The 18,325-nt window shown below is 32.2% G+C and carries 20 protein-coding genes; 19 read left to right on the top strand and 1 reads right to left on the bottom strand.

What is annotated here, in order from left to right; translation table 11 throughout:
• Positions 1-55: 55 nt before the first annotated feature.
• From BN3657_RS01900 to tnpA (BN3657_RS01880), 6 genes are all read left to right on the top strand, one after another.
• Positions 56-1,564: a serine/threonine-protein kinase gene (locus tag BN3657_RS01900; RefSeq protein ID WP_062551545.1), complete on the top strand. Its 1,509-nt coding sequence runs from the start codon at positions 56-58 to the stop codon at positions 1,562-1,564.
• Between the two features lie 210 nt (positions 1,565-1,774).
• Positions 1,775-1,978 carry an N-6 DNA methylase gene (locus tag BN3657_RS08595; protein ID WP_222859614.1) on the top strand — a complete coding sequence of 68 codons (204 nt, stop codon included), beginning with the start codon at positions 1,775-1,777 and terminating at the stop codon, positions 1,976-1,978.
• A 75-nt stretch (positions 1,979-2,053) separates the two neighbouring features.
• Positions 2,054-2,605: a hypothetical protein gene (locus BN3657_RS08590; protein ID WP_062551544.1), complete on the top strand. Its 552-nt coding sequence runs from the start codon at positions 2,054-2,056 to the stop codon at positions 2,603-2,605.
• 2 nt (positions 2,606-2,607) lie between these two features.
• The gene (locus tag BN3657_RS01890) at positions 2,608-3,216 is read left to right on the top strand and encodes a restriction endonuclease subunit S (RefSeq protein ID WP_062551543.1); all 609 of its coding nucleotides are present in this window, start codon (positions 2,608-2,610) and stop codon (positions 3,214-3,216) included.
• A 206-nt stretch (positions 3,217-3,422) separates the two neighbouring features.
• The gene (locus BN3657_RS08705) at positions 3,423-3,749 is read left to right on the top strand and encodes a restriction endonuclease subunit S (RefSeq protein WP_062551542.1); all 327 of its coding nucleotides are present in this window, start codon (positions 3,423-3,425) and stop codon (positions 3,747-3,749) included.
• 425 nt (positions 3,750-4,174) lie between these two features.
• On the top strand, positions 4,175-4,630 hold the full coding sequence (gene tnpA, locus BN3657_RS01880; protein WP_062551533.1) for an IS200/IS605 family transposase: 456 nt from the start codon (positions 4,175-4,177) through the stop codon (positions 4,628-4,630).
• A gap of 192 nt (positions 4,631-4,822) precedes the next feature.
• On the opposite strand, the gene BN3657_RS01875 is transcribed toward tnpA (BN3657_RS01880), so the two are convergent.
• Positions 4,823-5,833, bottom strand: a complete 1,011-nt coding sequence (locus BN3657_RS01875) for an aminomethyltransferase family protein (RefSeq protein ID WP_062551571.1) — start codon at positions 5,831-5,833, stop codon at positions 4,823-4,825.
• 297 nt (positions 5,834-6,130) lie between these two features.
• On the opposite strand from BN3657_RS01875, the gene nadA reads away from it, so the two are divergent.
• From nadA to tnpA (BN3657_RS01810), 13 genes are all read left to right on the top strand, one after another.
• Positions 6,131-7,048: a quinolinate synthase NadA gene (gene nadA / locus BN3657_RS01870; RefSeq protein ID WP_062551541.1), complete on the top strand. Its 918-nt coding sequence runs from the start codon at positions 6,131-6,133 to the stop codon at positions 7,046-7,048.
• A 1-nt stretch (position 7,049) separates the two neighbouring features.
• A complete protein-coding gene (locus BN3657_RS01865; RefSeq protein ID WP_062551540.1) occupies positions 7,050-8,312 on the top strand; it encodes an L-aspartate oxidase in 1,263 nt (420 codons plus the stop codon).
• Complete coding sequence (gene nadC, locus BN3657_RS01860; protein ID WP_062551539.1) at positions 8,284-9,129, top strand: carboxylating nicotinate-nucleotide diphosphorylase; 846 nt, start codon at positions 8,284-8,286, stop codon at positions 9,127-9,129. The genes BN3657_RS01865 and nadC overlap by 29 nt, the downstream gene beginning before the upstream one ends.
• A 7-nt stretch (positions 9,130-9,136) precedes the next feature.
• Positions 9,137-9,646: a transcription repressor NadR gene (locus tag BN3657_RS01855; RefSeq protein ID WP_062551538.1), complete on the top strand. Its 510-nt coding sequence runs from the start codon at positions 9,137-9,139 to the stop codon at positions 9,644-9,646.
• A 129-nt stretch (positions 9,647-9,775) separates the two neighbouring features.
• Complete coding sequence (locus tag BN3657_RS01850; protein WP_062551537.1) at positions 9,776-10,933, top strand: copper amine oxidase N-terminal domain-containing protein; 1,158 nt, start codon at positions 9,776-9,778, stop codon at positions 10,931-10,933.
• A 232-nt stretch (positions 10,934-11,165) separates the two neighbouring features.
• The gene (locus BN3657_RS01845) at positions 11,166-12,065 is read left to right on the top strand and encodes a substrate-binding domain-containing protein (RefSeq protein WP_019138690.1); all 900 of its coding nucleotides are present in this window, start codon (positions 11,166-11,168) and stop codon (positions 12,063-12,065) included.
• Between the two features lie 17 nt (positions 12,066-12,082).
• Positions 12,083-12,991, top strand: coding sequence for a phosphate ABC transporter permease subunit PstC (gene pstC / locus BN3657_RS01840; RefSeq protein ID WP_040542633.1), 909 nt, complete (start codon positions 12,083-12,085; stop codon positions 12,989-12,991).
• A complete protein-coding gene (gene pstA, locus BN3657_RS01835; RefSeq protein ID WP_187363608.1) occupies positions 12,984-13,865 on the top strand; it encodes a phosphate ABC transporter permease PstA in 882 nt (293 codons plus the stop codon). The genes pstC and pstA overlap by 8 nt, the downstream gene beginning before the upstream one ends.
• Positions 13,865-14,620 carry a phosphate ABC transporter ATP-binding protein PstB gene (gene pstB / locus BN3657_RS01830; RefSeq protein ID WP_019138687.1) on the top strand — a complete coding sequence of 252 codons (756 nt, stop codon included), beginning with the start codon at positions 13,865-13,867 and terminating at the stop codon, positions 14,618-14,620. The genes pstA and pstB overlap by 1 nt, the downstream gene beginning before the upstream one ends.
• Entirely contained in the window at positions 14,620-15,249 is a 630-nt protein-coding gene (gene phoU, locus BN3657_RS01825; RefSeq protein ID WP_062551536.1) for a phosphate signaling complex protein PhoU, read from the top strand. Before pstB ends, phoU begins: the two co-directional genes overlap by 1 nt.
• 35 nt (positions 15,250-15,284) lie before the next feature.
• Positions 15,285-15,965 carry a response regulator transcription factor gene (locus BN3657_RS01820; protein WP_062551535.1) on the top strand — a complete coding sequence of 227 codons (681 nt, stop codon included), beginning with the start codon at positions 15,285-15,287 and terminating at the stop codon, positions 15,963-15,965.
• 1 nt (position 15,966) lies between these two features.
• Positions 15,967-17,637, top strand: coding sequence for a sensor histidine kinase (locus BN3657_RS01815; protein WP_062551534.1), 1,671 nt, complete (start codon positions 15,967-15,969; stop codon positions 17,635-17,637).
• Positions 17,638-17,825: 188 nt separating this feature from the next.
• The gene (gene tnpA, locus BN3657_RS01810) at positions 17,826-18,281 is read left to right on the top strand and encodes an IS200/IS605 family transposase (protein ID WP_062551533.1); all 456 of its coding nucleotides are present in this window, start codon (positions 17,826-17,828) and stop codon (positions 18,279-18,281) included.
• Positions 18,282-18,325 lie beyond the last annotated feature (44 nt).

The raw sequence follows: 18,325 nt of genomic DNA, 5'->3' as shown, positions 1-18,325 counted from the left end.
ATAGCAATTTTATTATAACTAAGAGATGATGTATAATTACAGCAGAGGTGCTGTAATGAATGGTTCATTTTTTGAGATAATTTCAAAAGAGTTTTGTGGAGATTTTGAAGATAGTCTATATGAATATAAAACTGGTTCTACATTGGTAAGGTTTTTTAATTCTAATTTTGGATACAATGATCAATACTATAGTGGATTTCCAACTAGATGGGTTTACGCTAGTGAAAGAATCAAAGATTTATACAATAATGGGAAAATAAACAAATTCTTTTCTTATATTATGTCTATAGAGTTTAATATTCAGGAAAAACAAAAAACGCCTGTTGAAATAGTCCCATTTATCGAAAAATTAAAGGAAAATTGGAATAGGCGATTAAGACCTTTTAAATATCAATTAATACAAATAGGAGATTCATTTGAGTTAACAAAACTTGACGAAGATCTTGAATTAATTGGTGAAGGTGGATTTGCTAATGTATACCTTCAAAAATCTACTGGTCTAGTTATAAAAAAATTAAAAAGAGAAAATCTTCTTGAAGAAAATAGCAAGCATAGATTCAAAAGAGAATTTGAAATTACTAAGAGTTTATCTGACATAGAAGGGATTATTAAAGTATATGATTTTAATGAATCTGAATATTTTTATGTTATGGAAAAGTGTGATTCAACTTTATATGATTTTTTGATTTCTAATCCTTTATCTGTTGAAGTTAAAGAATCTATTATAATAAAAATTCTTTATATAATGGCAAAAGTGCATAACAAAAATATTATCCATAGAGATATATCTTCTAATAATATATTTTTGAAAGGAAATGATATTAAAATAGCAGATTTTGGTTTAGGAAAAAATTTTGATTTAGTTTTTTCACATCAAACAAAAAGCACAGCACAATTGGGACAGGTACAATACTGCCCACCAGAGCAATTAATGATGCTTGGAAGCACAGGAAAATATAGTGATGTATATTCCTTGGGAAGATTAATTAATTTTATTCTAACAAAAAGCCCTAATGATAAAAATCATAAGTATAAATTATTAGTTGAAAAAGCTACAAGTCTAGATATTAATTCTCACTATAAAGATGCAATTAATATGTATGAAAATTTTATCAAAATAAAAAAATTCATAGATGATAATGAGAACAAAGAAGAAATTCTAAGTTTAATAGAATCTAAGAAATATGATGACAGAATATTAATGTATATATCTTCTCTATCATCAAAGGATTTGTGCAACAATATAATTAACACATGTAACTTTAAATATTCATTATATTATTATTTTAATGAGTATCCAGAGTCTATTTTAGAGGTAATTAAGTTTATTGAATTAGATATGGATTCTCAATGCAATAAATTTGAAGATGCAGATAATTTTGCAGATATTGCTAATTACATTCTTGAAAACAATTTATCTGCATTTGAAGTAAGAGAAAAAGCGGCTGAGTTATTGAATCATATTGCATTTTATATTAATAGATTTTATGCACAGAGGTTAGTAGAATCTTTAATAAAAAGAGGCATAGAGCCTATGTTAGAAGAAATTTTAATAGAACATTAAAACAAATAAGATTTTCTAAAAACATTCTGAGAGTAGTTAAGACTACTCTTTTTTATTTACATAGCATCAGAATTTTGTCATAAGCTTGACATGAGAGGGTTCGGGTTCTTTCTTAGTACAAGCTATGGTTAAAGAACTAGCTGACTGTGATAAAGCTAAAATCACTGATTCAGAAAAGAGAATCAAAAGAGAAAATATCAAAAAAATAATATATATGGTGTAGAGATAGAGGAAGTTGCTTTTGGCTTATCTACAACAAATATGCTTATACATGGGGATGGAAATTCTAATATTAAATTAGGCTCTCTTTTTGATATGGAAGATTTTTTTGTAGAAGCTAACCCCGATATTATTCTTATGAACCCTCCATATAACGCAAAACCTAGATCTATACCAAAAAAATACCAAAAGTAGTGGACTAAATCTCAAAAAGATGGTAAGGAAGAGCCGACGAAGGAATTTGTTTTTGCAGAATTTATTTCAGATTGCTTGAAGAACATTAATGATATTAGAATAGAAAATGGAGAATCTAAAAAAGAAATAAAGCTGGCTATCCTACTTCCTGTTGCAGGAGCTATAGGTTCAAACTCTTTACTTACAGCCGCAAAAGAAAAAATGCTTGAAGAAAATACTCTTGAAGCTGTATTTACTTTTCCAAATGAAGTGTTTTATCCAGGAGCATCTTATTGTATGGTTTTCACATTAGGAAGACCACACAAAGCATCTGACGGAAGTATTAAGGACACTTTTTTTGGCTATTATAAAGATGACGGTTTTATTAAAAGAAAATATCTTGGAAGAGTAGAACAATTTAGTAAAGAAGACCATTCATTATGGAAAGATATTGAAGAAAAGTGGTTAGATTTATATAGAAATAAAAAAGTTATAGATGGATTAAGTGCGACAGCCCCTGTAACGCATAAAGACGAATGGCTAGCCGAAGCCTACATGAAAACAGATTATTCTACTCTAACAGAGGCAGATTTTGAAAAAACTATTAGAAGTTATTACTCTTATCTAATAAAGGATGGAGGATTTTAAAAATGTTAAATACTAAAAAGTGGAAATCATTTATATATAATAGAATATTTATCATTAGAAAGGGGTTTTATAATAAAAAACCAGATTCTTCTGAAAATGGTGAAATTCCGTTTTTAGGAGCAACTGATAGCAATAATGGTGTAACTAGTTATCATACAATAGAAAATATAAATAATGCATCTAAAACAGGAGACGATAACAATTCTCCTATTTCAGATAAAATATTTCCTGCTAATGCAGTATGTGTTACTAATAATGGTTCTGTCGGATATGCATACTACCAACCTAAAGAATTTACTTGTAGTCATGATGTAAACCCCTTATATAGAAAAGATGGAATTCCATTTAATCATAAAACAGGATTATTTATTGCTACTGTTATTATGAAAGATAGATATAGATGGCAATACGGAAGAAAATGGAGACCAGTTAGAATGGTTAAATCCACAATTAATTTACCTGTTTTGACTGATAATTATGGACAATGTATTATTGATCCTAAAAAAACTTTCTCAGATGAAGGATATATTCCAGATTGGAAGTATATGGAAGAGTTCATAGAAAGGCTTGAAACTAGAGAGAGAGTCAAGGCTCTATTAAGGATGCATTAAGAACTGATAATAGGGCTGACGAAATCCTGGATTTAAATATAAATTATTGGAAAGAATTTTTATTAGAAGATATTTTTGAGGAAATTTATAAATCGGAAGCTTATGTTAAAAGTGATTTAACTACTTTTGATTCAAATAACATAGATAGAATTTCATTTATCAGCAGAACAGATAAAAATAATGGGTGTGATTGTTATGTTCCTTTAGTGGATATTTCAGTAAAAGAAAAAGGAAATGCAATTATAATTGGGGATACTACATCAACGATATATTATCAAGAAAATGATTTTATTACAGGTGATCACATTGTCGTATGCAGAGCAAAATGGATAAATAAATATACAGCACTATTTATTAAAAGTTTGATTGAAAAAGAAAGGTATAAATATAGTTATGGAAGAGCTTTTAAAATGGATTTAATAAAGAAGACAAAAATAAATCTCCCTGCTATAAACGTTAATGGAGAGTTTGTACCTGATTGGAATTTCATGGAAAACTATATTAATTCCCTTCCTTACGGAGATAAAATATGAGGTTTAAGAAGAATTTTAGAATCAAATAATTATAATCAAAATTAGAATAGATGATGAAATTTAAAGAATGTGATAAAGTCAAAACTTTAGTTGAAAAAGATGGATATCCACCATCCACTATTGGTATTATCGTAAGTTTTTACCCTAATTCTGACTATTGCGAAGTCTAGATCTGGGACGTTGATGGAGATCCTGTAGATGTGGTAACTTATGAAACAGAGGAGCTCGAATTATTTTAAACAAACTTGTTTTTTTAAACTTAAAGGCTATGAGAATTTATACTCATAGCCCTTTTTGTAATTAGAATACCCCTGGTTAGACCAGGGGTTCAATTTAGCTTTAGCGATGAAAAACTAATAAAAAAAGACCTCCATGTTAAAATAAATTGTGGTTTACCAGAACACAAAAATAACAGGAGGTTTTTTATGAATTTAAATCATACACATAGTCTATCACATACAAAATGGAATTGTAAATATCATGTAGTGTTCGCTCCGAAATATAGAAGAAAAGTATTTTACGGAAGCAAAAGATTAGAAATAGGTGCAATATTAAGAGAGCTTTGCAACTGGAAAGGAGTTAACATAATAGAAGCAGAAGTTTGTCCAGATCACGTGCACATGTTGTTAGAAATACCACCAAAATTGAGTATATCTAGTTTTATGGGATTTTTAAAAGGCAAAAGCAGTATTATGATATACGATAAGTGGGGTAGCTTAAAATACAAATACAGAGGAAGGCAATTTTGGTGCCGAGGATACTATGTAGATACAGCAGGAAAAAATACAAAAGCAATAAAAGAGTATATTCATAACCAACTTAAAGAGGATGAATTAAGTGGTCAGATAACAATGGACAACACAGACCCCTTTAGGGGTTAGCTAGTAGTAATTGCAAGTGGTAAACCACAAGCGTCCTTGAGACGCAGCTAGCAAAAAAGGTCCTTTGGACCGCAAAAGCAAAACCACCGGCTACGCCGGTGGATTTTTATTATTTCCACTAAAGATTCATCAAATTATATTTCTAAATTCACTAATTCAATGACTTCTTATAACTTTTGAAATTTTTTATTTTTATCCTTTTACTCTTTCATTATCTTTGTCATAAAAAACCCTGTCGCACAATTTTGCTTCTAGGCTTCCTGCTTTTGTTTTTATTTCTACTTTTTTGCCTTCTACTGCTTTATCTTTTTCTATCATGCAGTAGCCAATATATTTTTCTACTGTGTAGCCGTAAATGAATTTTGTCACTTCACCTATTTCTTTGCCATCAAGTAAAACTATATCTCCTGCTTCGACTTCTCCATCTTCTAATAATTCATATCCAAAGAGGTCACGATTTACATTTTCTTTTGCTTTAAGAAGGGCGTCTTTTCCTATAAAGTCGCTATCCCAAGCTACTGTCCAGCCGTAGCCAACTTCAAGAGGATTTGCTCCTTCTAAATCACTCATAAGAACGTAGCCTTTTTCGCCAGGTAAGCTTCCAATTATAACATCTGTAGTGATGTTCACAAGGTCGAACTCTTTTCCTGCTTCTTTGATTTTTTCTTCTAAGATATCTTTTTTATCTGATTGTACATATAGTTCGTAGCCAAGTTCGCCAGTGAAGCCTGCTCTTGCGACCATAAGTGCTATGTCGCCAAGGGAGTTATCTTCAATTGTGAAGAATTTTAAATCTGAAATGTCCTTGTCTACAATTTTATTTACAAGGTCCTTGGACTTTGGTCCTTGTACTGCAAACATTGTAAGATCATCTGTGATGTCCTTGTAATCTACATCAAATCCTTCTTTAAATTTGTCAAACCACTTAATCATCTTGTCGATATAAAGAGTGGAAATTAGATATTTTTCTTTTTCTAATCTAAAGATAATTACATCGTCAATGATTTTTCCATCTTCATTTAGCATTGTTGTGTAAAGAGCATGAGTATTTTTCATATTTTTAATGTCATTTACAAAAATTTTATCCAAGAAGTCTTCTGCATCTTTTCCAAAGACATCTAAAACTTGGTGGGTAAAGTCATAATATCCAACTGAATTTCTCACAGCCTCGTGTTCTTTTCTTCTCAATTCATCATTTTTCATAAGATCACTTTCCTTTATCACTTTAAAACGACATCCTATATTAATATGATACCCAAGAAAGTTTTTAAGTAACAAAGCCTGAAAGTCCAGTGATTTTAATTTTTATTTTCTTAGCTAAAAAATTTTAAGGACAAAAAAAGAAACTTAGCCATTAAAGTTAAATTATTTTATAAATAAAGCTTAGTCAAAAAAATAAACTCTTCATTCTAAGATAAGCTAGTGTATATACACTTGACTTGTCCGGCATGCTTCTTTGTAATATAATTTTAAGTAAAATTTATTAGGAGATTGGTGAAATTGAAAAATTTAGAAAATTTAACTTTAAAAGAAAAAATTGAAATATTAAAAAAATTAAAGGAAGAGAGAGATGCTGTTATACTTGCCCACTACTATGTTGATGAAGAGATCCAAGCTGTGGCTGACTACATAGGAGATTCTTTTTTCTTAGCTCAAAAGGCTACAGAACTCAAGGAAGACACTATAGTCATGGCAGGAGTCTATTTCATGGGAGAAAGTGTTAAGATTTTGAATCCAAGTAAGAATGTTTTGATGCCTGATCTTGGAGCAGATTGTCCCATGGCCCACATGGTGAGCATTGAAAAAATTAAGGAGATGAGAGAGGCTTACGATGACCTAGCAGTTGTGACTTACATAAATTCTACTGCAGAGATCAAGGCCTACTCAGATATTTGCGTAACATCTTCAAACGCTGCAAAAATTGTTAATAAATTAAAAGAAAAAAATATTTTTTTTGTACCAGATAAAAACCTTGGCGACTACATAAAGAAGTCTTTGCCAGATAAAAATGTTATTTTAAATGATGGCTACTGTCCTGTTCACGATGAGATAGATCTTGAAGATGTAAGAGCCTACAAGGGTAAGGTAAAAATTTTGGCTCATCCAGAATGTAGGAAAGAAGTCCTAGAACTTGCTGACTTCATTGGATCTACAAAGGCAATTATTAATGAAGCAGGCAAGTATGATGATGTTTTAGTTGTCACTGAAGAAGGAATTTTTACTGAGCTTAAGAAAAAATATCCAAAGGTCAACTTTAGAAAGCTTGCCAAGGGACCGATTTGCCTGGACATGAAAAAATTGACCTTAAATAAAATTATTGAAGTCCTAGAAGAAAACAAAAATCAAGTTGAAGTTCCAAGAGAAATTAGAGAAAGAGCCTTAAAACCTCTTGAAAAAATGTTGGAGTTAGGTGCATAGGATGAAAAAATTTGACATTTTAATTGTGGGTTCAGGCCTTGCTGGAGTCAGTACTGCCCTAGAGTTGAGTAAGGATTATAGGATTGGTCTTGTCACAAAGAAAAAGTTAGAAGATTCAAATTCTTATCTTGCCCAAGGTGGGATAAATGTCTTAAGAGATGAAGAAGATAGGGAAGTTTTTATTGAAGACACAATGAGGGCAGGCCACTACAAAAATAATTTGAAGTCAGTTGAGACCATGGTGGACAAGTCAAAAGATGCAATTAAGTTTTTAATGGATCTTGGAGTTGAGTTCACAAAGAAGGATGGCCAGATTGATTATTCAAGAGAGGGCGGACACTCAGCATCAAGGGGCCTTCACATTGACGATGAAATAGGAAAGGGAATCCTCGATGTCCTCTATAAAAGATTAAGGGAAAGGTCAAACATAGAAATATTTGAAGACACGCCTATACTTGATCTTATTGTAAGAGATGGCAAGTGTTACGGAGCAAGGTCTCACGATGAGGTTTTTATTTCTACAAATGTGGTTCTTGCAACTGGTGGACTAGGTGGACTCTTTGACAAGTCAACAAACTTTCCTCATATCTCAGGAGATGGACTTGCCATGGCAATAAAAAACGGGGTCAAGATAAAGGACATATCTTACATTCAATTTCATCCAACTTCTCTTTATGAAGAAGGAGTAGAAAGGCAATTTTTAATTTCCGAATCTGCAAGGGGAGAAGGGGCAGTCCTACTTAATCATAAGGACCAGAGATTCACAGATGAAATGAAGCCAAGAGACATAGTAGCAGGTGCCATAAAAAATGAAATGGAAAAAGAAGGAATGGACTTTGAATACTTGTCTATGAAGCCCCTTGGAGAAGAAAGAATTCCCAAGAGATTTCCAATGATTTTTGATGAGTTAAGGGGCAGGGGGATAGACCCAAGATACGAAAACATTCCAATAGTTCCCTGCCAACACTATACCATGGGAGGAATAGAGTGTGATATCGAAGGAAGGACTAACCTAGAGGGACTCTTTGCAGTTGGTGAAGCTGGTAATGTTGGAATTCATGGTTCTAATAGACTTGCCTGCAATTCACTTTTAGAGTGCCTAGTTTTTGGAAGAATTTTGGCAGACTACTTAAATGAAAATAAACTTGAAGAAAAAGAAATAGACTTTACAATTGACACAAAAGACCTTGATGGAGAAGATAAGAAAAAAATTATTTTTGAAAGGATAAGAGAAGATGAGAGATCTAAAGCCAATCTTAATTGACAAGTATATAATCGCAGCCCTAAGGGAGGACATTACAAGTGGAGACATATCAACAGATGCCATCTTAAAGGATGAGAGGGCAGAGGTAGATTTAAGAGCCAAGGACTCTGGAATACTTGCAGGTCTTGATGTCTTTAAGAGGGTCTTTGAAATCTTGGATGAAGATGTGACCTTTGAATTTTATTTTTCAGATGGAGACCAAGTTAGAAATAAGGACCTAATAGGAAAAATAAGTGGAAGAGCCAAGGCAATCCTTGAGGGAGAAAGGACAGCCTTAAACTTCTTGCAAAGGATGAGTGGGATTGCAACTTACACCAAGAAAATGGTTGATGCCCTTGACAGCGACTATATAAAAATTCTCGACACAAGAAAGACTACACCTAATATGAGGCTTTTTGAAAAGTATGCAGTGACACTTGGTGGAGGCTACAACCACAGGTACAATTTATCTGATGGAATTATGCTAAAGGACAACCACATAGATGCAGCTGGTGGAATAAGAGAGGCAGTGGAAAAAGTGAGAAGGCTCAATCCCTTTGTAAAGAAAATTGAAGTTGAAGTAGAAAATTTTGACCAAGTTAGGGAGGCCTTGGAGGCAAAAGCTGATATAATAATGTTAGACAACATGGATATAGAAGAGATAAAAGAAGCCTGCAAGATAATTAATAAGAGGGCCATCATTGAGTGCTCAGGTAACATAAGTCTTGAAAATATAAATTCTTATAGGAACCTAGATATTGATTATATATCATCAGGTGCAATCACTTATGGGGCAGGAGTCTTGGACCTATCCATGAAAAATTTAAAAATCTATTGAGGGAGATATGTTAGATCCAAAATCAAGAAGAGAAGACGTGTTAAAAATTTTATACGAAAGTCAAAAGCCTATGTCGGGAGAAAATCTGGCAAAAAAGTTTGATGTAACAAGACAGGTGATAGTCCAGGACATGGCAATACTCAGGGCTAGCGGCAAGGATATTGTATCAACTAATAGGGGCTACTACTTGAACGAAGCCAGGACCCAAAAAGTTTTTAAGGTCAAGCATAGTGACAAGGACATAAAAAAAGAACTAGAAGCCATTGTTGACCTGGGAGGACTTGTTAAGGACGTCATTGTCCACCACAAGGTTTATGGTGAAATAAAAAAAGATTTAAATTGTTCATCAAGAAGAGATGTAAAAATTTTTTTAGAGAAGATGAATGAAGAAAAATCCAAACCCCTTGACGTGCTAACAGGTGGAGTTCATTATCACACAGTTGTAGCAGAAAATGAAGAAGTCATGGAAGAGATAGAAGTTGTCTTGGGGGAAATGGGATTTTTAATAGAAGACTAAAGAGTTAGGAGACTAGCTCTTTTTTTATTGTAAATTTAGCATAGTAGTGTATTGACATAAAGTTATAATTTCTATACAATTGACTTAGATGTAAACGTTAACTTATTTCAAAGAAAGAAAGGAGAAGTTATGAAAAAGACGAAACGATATTTTATTTTATTTTTATCTCTTGTAATGCTACTCTCAACAGTAAACGTTTTTGCTGTAAGGCATGAAAAAAGAGATATTCCGTTGAATGGAATTATTGTCAACGACCACATTGTTTATAGTGATGTATATCCTTACATTAAAAATTCTAGGACCTATGTACCTATAAGATTTATAGCTGAAGAACTTGGCTATGATGTTAAGTGGGACGGAGCAAACAAAAAAGTAACAATGACAAATGACGGTACTACAGTTGAACTTACTATAGGATCAAATAAGATGATGGTAAATGGCAAGGCAGTTCACTTAGATGCTCCAGCAGAAATAAGAGACGATAGAACTTTCGTACCACTTAGAGCAATTGCAGAAGCTTTTGGAGAAAAAGTAGATTACTCTAAGGATTATAAGGCTGTCTATATAGGAGACAATCCTAAGTACAATGCATTCTATAAAGTTGTATATTATTATGAAAAGAGAGAAACAGTAATTTCTGAATACACAATTAATATTGCAACTTACAAGATGAATGTAAATGGAAATGTTACAAGATTTGAAACAATAAGCGAACTTGTTAACGTAGTTTATGAAGATTTCTATGAATATAGAGTTAGCGGAGTCTCTAAATATGGTGTTACAACTTATAAAACTAATACAACTACTTATACTCAACCAGTAACTCAACCTGTAACTCAGCCAAAAGAAGAAGTAAAGTATGTTAAAATTCCAAAATCAAATGTAGCAGAAGAAAAACAACTTAAAGATAAATATTATGTAATATCAACAGATGATATTTTTGTAGGATCTTGGTATGGACCTGGTGGACATAAATTTAATGATACAAGTCTAGCCACAGATGTATACACTTATATAACGAGTCTAGGAAATGGAAGATATAAGCTTACGACTAGAACTATACTAAGTTCAGACAATAATTCTGAATATTTTGCAGAACAGTATGGATACTATGATAAGGACAAAAATGCCTTAGTAGTAGAAAAATCACACACAACTTATGGCGAAACTGGATTTTTTGTCGGAGTAAATCCTTATCTTGTGGCAGGAACATATTATCTTGAAAACTCATATACAAGATTATCCTGGGGAAGAATTGGCTCTAGTTATTATTTTGAAAGATACTAAAATTTAATAAAAGAAAAATTAAAAATTTAGCTATGAGATTTACCCTCTTTACTGACAAATAGTAAGGAGGGTATTTTATTAAAAAAAACTTTACACAATTTCACTATTCTTTCACGGTATTCAAAATAATTTACATAAAATTTACAAAAGACTTCTTGGCAATTTACAAATTAAATCTATAATGACCATGAAATAAAAAATAAAATTAAATTTTGAAAGGATGAAAAAAATAATGAAGTTAAAAAGTTTTGGAAAAGTTGCTTTAGTTTTAGCATTAGGAGCTAGTCTTGTAGCATGTGGAGGAAACAAGAAAGAAGAAACTACTGCAAATGCAGGTGGAGAAAAGACAGAAGAACTTAGTTCGATTAATGTTATTACAAGAGAACAAGGTTCAGGTACAAGATCTGCTTTTACTGAACTAACAGGAGTTCTTGTAAAAGATGGCGACAAAGAAGTTGACAACACTTATTCTGAAGCAGCTGTTCAATCTTCTACTGATGCAGTTCTTACTACAGTTCAAAATGATGCATCTTCTATTGGTTATATTTCTCTTGGATCTTTAAATGATGATGTTAAGGCTCTTAAAGTTGAAGGTGTTGAAGCCACTCCTGAAAACATTAAGTCAAACACATATAAACTTGCAAGACCATTTAATGTTGCTTATAAGAAAGATGTTGACGAAAAAGCAATGGACTTAATTAAGTTTATTATGTCAGATGAAGGACAAAAGATTTGTGAAGAAGAAGGTTATGTAGGAGATGCTAAGGGCGAAACTTACGAAGCAATTAATAATGATGCAAAATTAACTATTGCTGGTTCAACTTCTGTTACTCCTCTTATGGAAAAACTTGTTGAAGCATATAAGGCTAAGAACCCAGATGTTGTAATTGATATCCAATCCAATGGTTCATCTGCTGGTATGACTGCTGCAATGGAAGGAACTGCACAACTTGGTATGGCTTCAAGAGAACTTAAAGATGAAGAAAAAGAAGCTCTTGATTTTACAGTTATAGCAAGAGATGGTATTGCAGTTATTGTAAACAAGGAAAACAAAGTTGAAGATGTAACCATGGACGATCTTCAAAAAATCTTTACAGGAGAATTGACAGATTGGGCAAATCTTGCAAAATAAAATGCAAAGGAAATGAAATGGAAAATATTAATATAAAGGCCCCTCGAGAAGACAAGAGGACCAGGACATTTTCATGGGAAGAAATATCTAAGTATTTCTTCCTAATTTGTTCTGTTCTTTCAATATTCTTCTTACTCTTAATTTGTGTCTTTATCTTTAAAGATTCTCTTGCCTTCTTTGGCAAGGTAGGAGTAAAGGAATTTTTATTTAATGATTCTTGGGCACCTATGAATCAACCGCCAACTTATGGAATCTTATCAATGATACTTGGCTCAGTTATTATTACAGCTCTATCATGTATAGCTGCTGTGCCAGTTTCTATAATGGTTGCTGCTTACTTGGCATTTGATTGTCCAAAGAAATTTTATAGAATTTTAAAACCAGGACTTAATTTAATGACAGGTATACCTTCAATTGTCTACGGTTTCTTTGCCTTGACAATTATTGTTCCTATTAATAAAAGTCTTTTTGGTGGAACTGGGATGAATATTTTAAGTGCATCAGTCTTACTTTTAATAATGATTCTTCCTACAATAATTTCTATGGCAGAAGCGTCACTTAGAACAGTGCCAAAATCTTTTTATCAAGGATCACTTTCTCTTGGTGCAACTCATGATGAGACTATAACAAGAGTTATGATACCAGCTGCAAGATCAGGGATTTTTGCAGGAATTATTCTTGGAATTGGCCGTGCTATTGGCGAAACTATGGCAGTAATCCTTGTTGCAGGAAACCAAACAAGACTTACTCTAAACCCTTTAAAAGGAATTAGAACTATGACTACAAATATTGTACTTGAAATGGCTTATGCTGCAGGCGACCACAGACAAGCTCTAATAGCCACAGCTGGAGTCCTATTTGTATTTATTTTAATAATAAATACAAGCTTTTTTATAGTTAAGAATAGGAGAGAAAAAAATGATTAAATATATTGGTCTTGGACTTATAGCAGTTTTAATTTTGTCTATCCTAGGTCTACACTTTATTGGAAAAGTATCTTTTTATAGAATAACAACTAGACTTTTTTCTGCAATGACTCTTGCAATTTTAGTTTTTATAGTTGTCTTTGTTGTCTTAAAGGGAGCCATGTCTTTTAGTCCAAAGATGCTATCTCTAAATTACACAACAGAAAATTTATCCATGGGTCCTGCTATTATAACTACATTACTAACAGTTGTCCTTTCAATTTTACTTGCATCACCTATTGGAATTTTCACTGCTATTTTCCTAGTTGAATACACTCGTGTAGAAAATAAACTAGTAAGAGCAATAAGACTTGCAACTGAAACTCTTGCAGGTATTCCATCTATAGTCTATGGATTATTTGGTATGTTATTTTTTGGATTAAAACTAAAGATGGGATTTTCAGTAATTTCTGGAGTTCTAACAGTTTCTATAATGATTTTACCAATTATAATAAGATCAACTGAAGAAGCACTAAAATCCGTTCATCCATCAGTAAGACAAGGATCTCTTGCTCTTGGTGCAGGAAAGCTTAGAACAATTTTTAAGGTAGTGCTTCCCATAGCAATTCCAGGGATTTTATCAGGAATAATTTTATCTGTTGGTCGTGTAGTTGGAGAAACAGCTGCACTAATGTACACTTTGGGAACAGCGACATCACTTCCAACTACATTAAAGGCATCATCAAGAACTTTGGCTCTACACATGTATGTGCTTTCATCTGAAGGAAAACACGTTGGAGAAGCTTATGCAACAGGTATGATTCTTTTGATTCTTGTCTTAATTATAAATTGGTTTTCAACAAAACTTGCAGACAAACTAAGAGAGGTTGAATAATGAATACAAAAATGAGCGTAAAAGACCTAGATCTTTATTATGGAGATTTTCAGGCTCTTCACAATATAAACTTAGACATAAAAGAAAGAGAAATTCTTTCCTTTATTGGACCTTCTGGTTGCGGTAAGTCCACTCTATTAAAGTGTTTAAATAGAATGAACGACCTTGTAGTGGGTTGCAAGATAGAGGGAGATATTAGACTTGATGGCGAGGACATCTACGCCAAAAATTATGATGTAAATAGTTTGAGAAAAAGAGTTGGAATGGTATTTCAACAACCAAATCCTTTCCCAATGAGCATTTATGAAAATATTGCCTATGGTCCAAAGACACATGGCATAAAAAATAAGGCTGAGCTTGACGAAATTGTTGAGTCTTCACTTAAACAAGCTGCTATTTGGGAAGAAGTAAAAGATGATTTAAAAAAATCTGCCCTTTCAATATCTGGTGGACAACAACAAAGACTTTGCATAGCGAGAGCTCTTGCAGTAAATCCAGAAGTTATCTTAATGGACGAACCAACTTCTGCTCTTGACCCAATTTCAACAGGGAAAATCGAAGACTTAGCACAGGAATTAAAGGATCAATACACAATTGTTATGGTAACTCACAATATGCAACAAGCATCAAGAATTTCTGATGAAACAGCCTTCTTCTTAAATGGTGTAATTGTGGAAAAGGGAAATACAGTTGATATTTTTACAAATCCAAAGGAAGAAAAGACAGAACTATATGTAACAGGAAGGTTCGGTTAATGAGAAAAAGATTTGATGATGAATTAAGAAAGTTAAATGATTTGCTTATAGAAATGGCTGGTTTAAATGAAAGTGCCATAAAAAAAGCAATTTCACTTTTAGATGAAAAAGAAGAAAGCATTGCAGAAGAAGTTGTCCATGACGAAGAGAGAACTGACGAATATGAGGATATAATTCAAAAACAATGCCTTAAAATTTTTGTAGAGCAACAACCAGCAGCTAGCGACCTTAGGAGGGTTTCTTCTGCTTTAAAAATGATTACAGACTTAGAGAGAATTGGCGATAATGCAAGAGATATTGCAGAAATCTGCATGAGTCTTCCAAATAATTATGACACACTTAGTTTCCCTTTAATAAAGAAAATGGCTGATGCAACAGTGGAACTTTTAAATAAATCCATTGATGCCTTTGTAAATCTAGATCTTGAAGCTGCAAAAAAAATCGACAAGGAAGATGACATAGTTGATAATTATTTTGTAATGATAAGAGACCAATTAATTGATATAATAAAGTCAGATTTTGACCCAGCTGCTGCAATTGATTTTATAATGATTGCAAAATATTTGGAGAGAATTTCCGATCATGGAGTAAACATCGCTCACTGGGTTATTTTCACTATTGAAGGCTAGTTTTATAAATTCAATTGATTAATAAGGATGATTTTATGTTAATTTATCTTGTTGAAGATGACACATCGATTTTAAAGTTAATAGAATATTCTCTAAAGACAAAGGGATATGAGGTCAGGGCTTTTGAAAGGGGAAAGGATTTTTTTAAGGTCCTAGAAGAAGATAAGCCTGACTTAGTTTTACTTGATATCATGCTTCCAGACATGGACGGTTTAGAAATTTTAAAGAGGCTTAGGGAGAGAGAAGACACAAAAAATGTTTGGGTTATTATGATCACTGCCAAGACTTCTGAATATGATGTTATTTCTGCTCTTGATAAGGGAGCAGATGATTATATTAAAAAACCTTTCTCTGTTATGGAACTTTTATCTAGAGTTGGAGCAGTGGAAAGACGTGCTGGAAAAGAAATAATTGACGGTAGTGTCTTAGACTTTAATGGTATTGTCATAAAGGATAAGAATAGGTCTGTGACAATTGATGGAAATCAAGTTGATTTTAGTTTAAAGGAATATGAAGTTTTAAAATATTTAATTTTAAACAAGGATATAGTTATCTCTCGTGAAAAACTTCTTACAGAAATTTGGGGATATGACTATGAGGGAGAAACTAGAACAGTTGATATGCATATAAAATTAATTAGAGATAAATTAGGCGACAAGAGAAGATGTATTAAGACCGTTAGAGGTATTGGATACATGCTGACTAGGGAGGAATAAAATGAAAAAAAGATTTTTCAGGTATCTCCTTGGAATATCTCTCTTAACTTTATTTCTATCAACAATTGCTTCCATGTTCATTTATTATTCTGTTTATGCAAAAAGGTCAAATGAAGATCTAAGGAATATTGTAATAACTATGGGAGAAACTTTAAATAAAGTTGAAGATGACAAAAATTATTTAGAATCTCTTGCAAAAAAGAGAATGGATTTTAGAATTACTTTGATAAAAGATGACGGAGAAGTTCTCTACGATTCTAAAAAAGATGTTAGATTTTTACCATCTCACAAGGATAGACCTGAAGTTATTAAGGCAAAAAAGCTTGGCTATGCACAAGTGGAAAGGTATTCTAACACCTTATCAAAGGATCTTTATTATGTGAGCCTTAGATTAGATGATGGCAACATGATTAGGATTTCAAGAGAGATGGATAACCTAATTGGAGCTTTTACAAAGGTTCTTCCTTTTGATATTCTAATGTCTCTTTTAGTGTTTTTAATTGCAACTGTTGTTTCACAAAAACTTACTAAAAAGACTTTTGATCCTCTAAATAATTTGGAAGAAGATTTACTTAATGTTGACACAAATAAGCTTCCGGAAATTTCCCCATTTATTAATAAAATAAAGAAACAAAATATGACTATTGAGGAAAGTTACAAGGAAATTGCAAGAGAAAGGGACACAATAAATACAATCCTAAAAAATATGAAAGAATCTCTTGTTATTGTGGATGAAAATAAAAATCTTTTGACAGTAAATGATTCTGCTAGAGAAATATTTAATTCTAAAAGGGATATTCTCGGTGAAAATATTATAAATCTTATAAGAGATGAAAATATTTTAAATATGGCAGATGAAGCCTTAAAGGGAAAAAGCTGCGAAGCTATAACAAAGATTGGCGATAGAGAATACAAATGCTATGTCAATCCAGTATTTGAAGATAAAAAAGTTAGAGGACTTTTGATTCTTTTTATAGATGAAACAGAAGAAATTAAAGCCACAAGACTTCGTGAAGAATTTTCTTCAAATGTGAGTCATGAGTTAAAAACTCCACTTACATCTATTTCTGGATTTTCAGAACTTCTTTTGAATGATCTTGTTGAAGACAAGGACAAGGAAGGTTTTTACAAATTAATTTATGATGATTCTAAAAGACTTTTAAGTCTTGTGGAAGACATTATGAAAATTTCTGGACTTGAACATGCTGGGGATTTTGATAAAGAAGAGATTGACCTAAAAGAATTAATTGCAGAAATTCTAAAGGGATATAAAAGTTTAATAGAAGAAAAAAATATCTATGTAAATCTAGAAGGTTCAGGATCAGTTTTTGAAAATAGAACTATGATTTGGGAACTTTTCTCTAATTTAATAAATAATGGAATTAAGTACAATAAGGATAGTGGAAGACTTGATATAAAAATTTCTGAAGATGCGAATACTTGTAAAATAATAATTAAAGATACTGGCATAGGGATTCCGCAAGAAGACCTAGCAAGGATTTTTGAAAGATTTTATAGAGTTGATAAGTCTAGGTCAAGAAAAGTTGGAGGAACTGGACTTGGTCTTTCCATTGTAAAACACGTTATACAAAATATTGGTGGAAAAATAAAAATTTCTTCAGAATTAGGAGAAGGAACAAGTTTTGAAATTCTTTTAAAAAAGTTAAAATAAGATACACTTCTAATTTATAAATTCTCACAAAAATAGGACCCATGTGGTCCTTTTTTGTTGTAATTAGAATACCCCTGGTTAGACCAGGGGTTCAATTTAGCTTTAGCGATGAAAAACTAATAAAAAAAGACCTCCATGTTAAAATAAATTGTGGTTTACCAGAACACAAAAATAACAGGAGGTTTTTTATGAATTTAAATCATACACATAGTCTATCACATACAAAATGGAATTGTAAATATCATGTAGTGTTCGCTCCGAAATATAGAAGAAAAGTATTTTACGGAAGCAAAAGATTAGAAATAGGTGCAATATTAAGAGAGCTTTGCAACTGGAAAGGAGTTAACATAATAGAAGCAGAAGTTTGTCCAGATCACGTGCACATGTTGTTAGAAATACCACCAAAATTGAGTATATCTAGTTTTATGGGATTTTTAAAAGGCAAAAGCAGTATTATGATATACGATAAGTGGGGTAGCTTAAAATACAAATACAGAGGAAGGCAATTTTGGTGCCGAGGATACTATGTAGATACAGCAGGAAAAAATACAAAAGCAATAAAAGAGTATATTCATAACCAACTTAAAGAGGATGAATTAAGTGGTCAGATAACAATGGACAACACAGACCCCTTTAGGGGTTAGCTAGTAGTAATTGCAAGTGGTAAACCACAAGCGTCCTTGAGACG

The organism is Peptoniphilus phoceensis, assembly GCF_001517665.2.
Classification (GTDB): domain Bacteria; phylum Bacillota; class Clostridia; order Tissierellales; family Peptoniphilaceae; genus Peptoniphilus_A; species Peptoniphilus_A timonensis.
This window is presented reverse-complemented; position numbering and strand designations above follow the sequence as displayed.

Bases quoted from the DNA above. Each gene is read 5' to 3' on its own strand.
- BN3657_RS01900 (WP_062551545.1), top strand. From the start codon at position 56: ATGAATGGTTCATTTTTTGAGATAATTTCAAAAGAGTTTTGTGGAGAT.
- BN3657_RS01890 (WP_062551543.1), top strand. From the start codon at position 2,608: ATGTTAAATACTAAAAAGTGGAAATCATTTATATATAATAGAATATTT.
- tnpA (WP_062551533.1), top strand. From the start codon at position 4,175: ATGAATTTAAATCATACACATAGTCTATCACATACAAAATGGAATTGT.
- BN3657_RS01875 (WP_062551571.1), bottom strand. From the start codon at position 5,833: ATGAAAAATGATGAATTGAGAAGAAAAGAACACGAGGCTGTGAGAAAT.
- BN3657_RS01865 (WP_062551540.1), top strand. From the start codon at position 7,050: ATGAAAAAATTTGACATTTTAATTGTGGGTTCAGGCCTTGCTGGAGTC.
- nadC (WP_062551539.1), top strand. From the start codon at position 8,284: ATGAGAGATCTAAAGCCAATCTTAATTGACAAGTATATAATCGCAGCC.
- BN3657_RS01855 (WP_062551538.1), top strand. From the start codon at position 9,137: ATGTTAGATCCAAAATCAAGAAGAGAAGACGTGTTAAAAATTTTATAC.
- BN3657_RS01850 (WP_062551537.1), top strand. From the start codon at position 9,776: ATGAAAAAGACGAAACGATATTTTATTTTATTTTTATCTCTTGTAATG.
- BN3657_RS01845 (WP_019138690.1), top strand. From the start codon at position 11,166: ATGAAGTTAAAAAGTTTTGGAAAAGTTGCTTTAGTTTTAGCATTAGGA.
- pstC (WP_040542633.1), top strand. From the start codon at position 12,083: ATGGAAAATATTAATATAAAGGCCCCTCGAGAAGACAAGAGGACCAGG.
- pstA (WP_187363608.1), top strand. From the start codon at position 12,984: ATGATTAAATATATTGGTCTTGGACTTATAGCAGTTTTAATTTTGTCT.
- pstB (WP_019138687.1), top strand. From the start codon at position 13,865: ATGAATACAAAAATGAGCGTAAAAGACCTAGATCTTTATTATGGAGAT.
- phoU (WP_062551536.1), top strand. From the start codon at position 14,620: ATGAGAAAAAGATTTGATGATGAATTAAGAAAGTTAAATGATTTGCTT.
- BN3657_RS01820 (WP_062551535.1), top strand. From the start codon at position 15,285: ATGTTAATTTATCTTGTTGAAGATGACACATCGATTTTAAAGTTAATA.
- BN3657_RS01815 (WP_062551534.1), top strand. From the start codon at position 15,967: ATGAAAAAAAGATTTTTCAGGTATCTCCTTGGAATATCTCTCTTAACT.
- tnpA (WP_062551533.1), top strand. From the start codon at position 17,826: ATGAATTTAAATCATACACATAGTCTATCACATACAAAATGGAATTGT.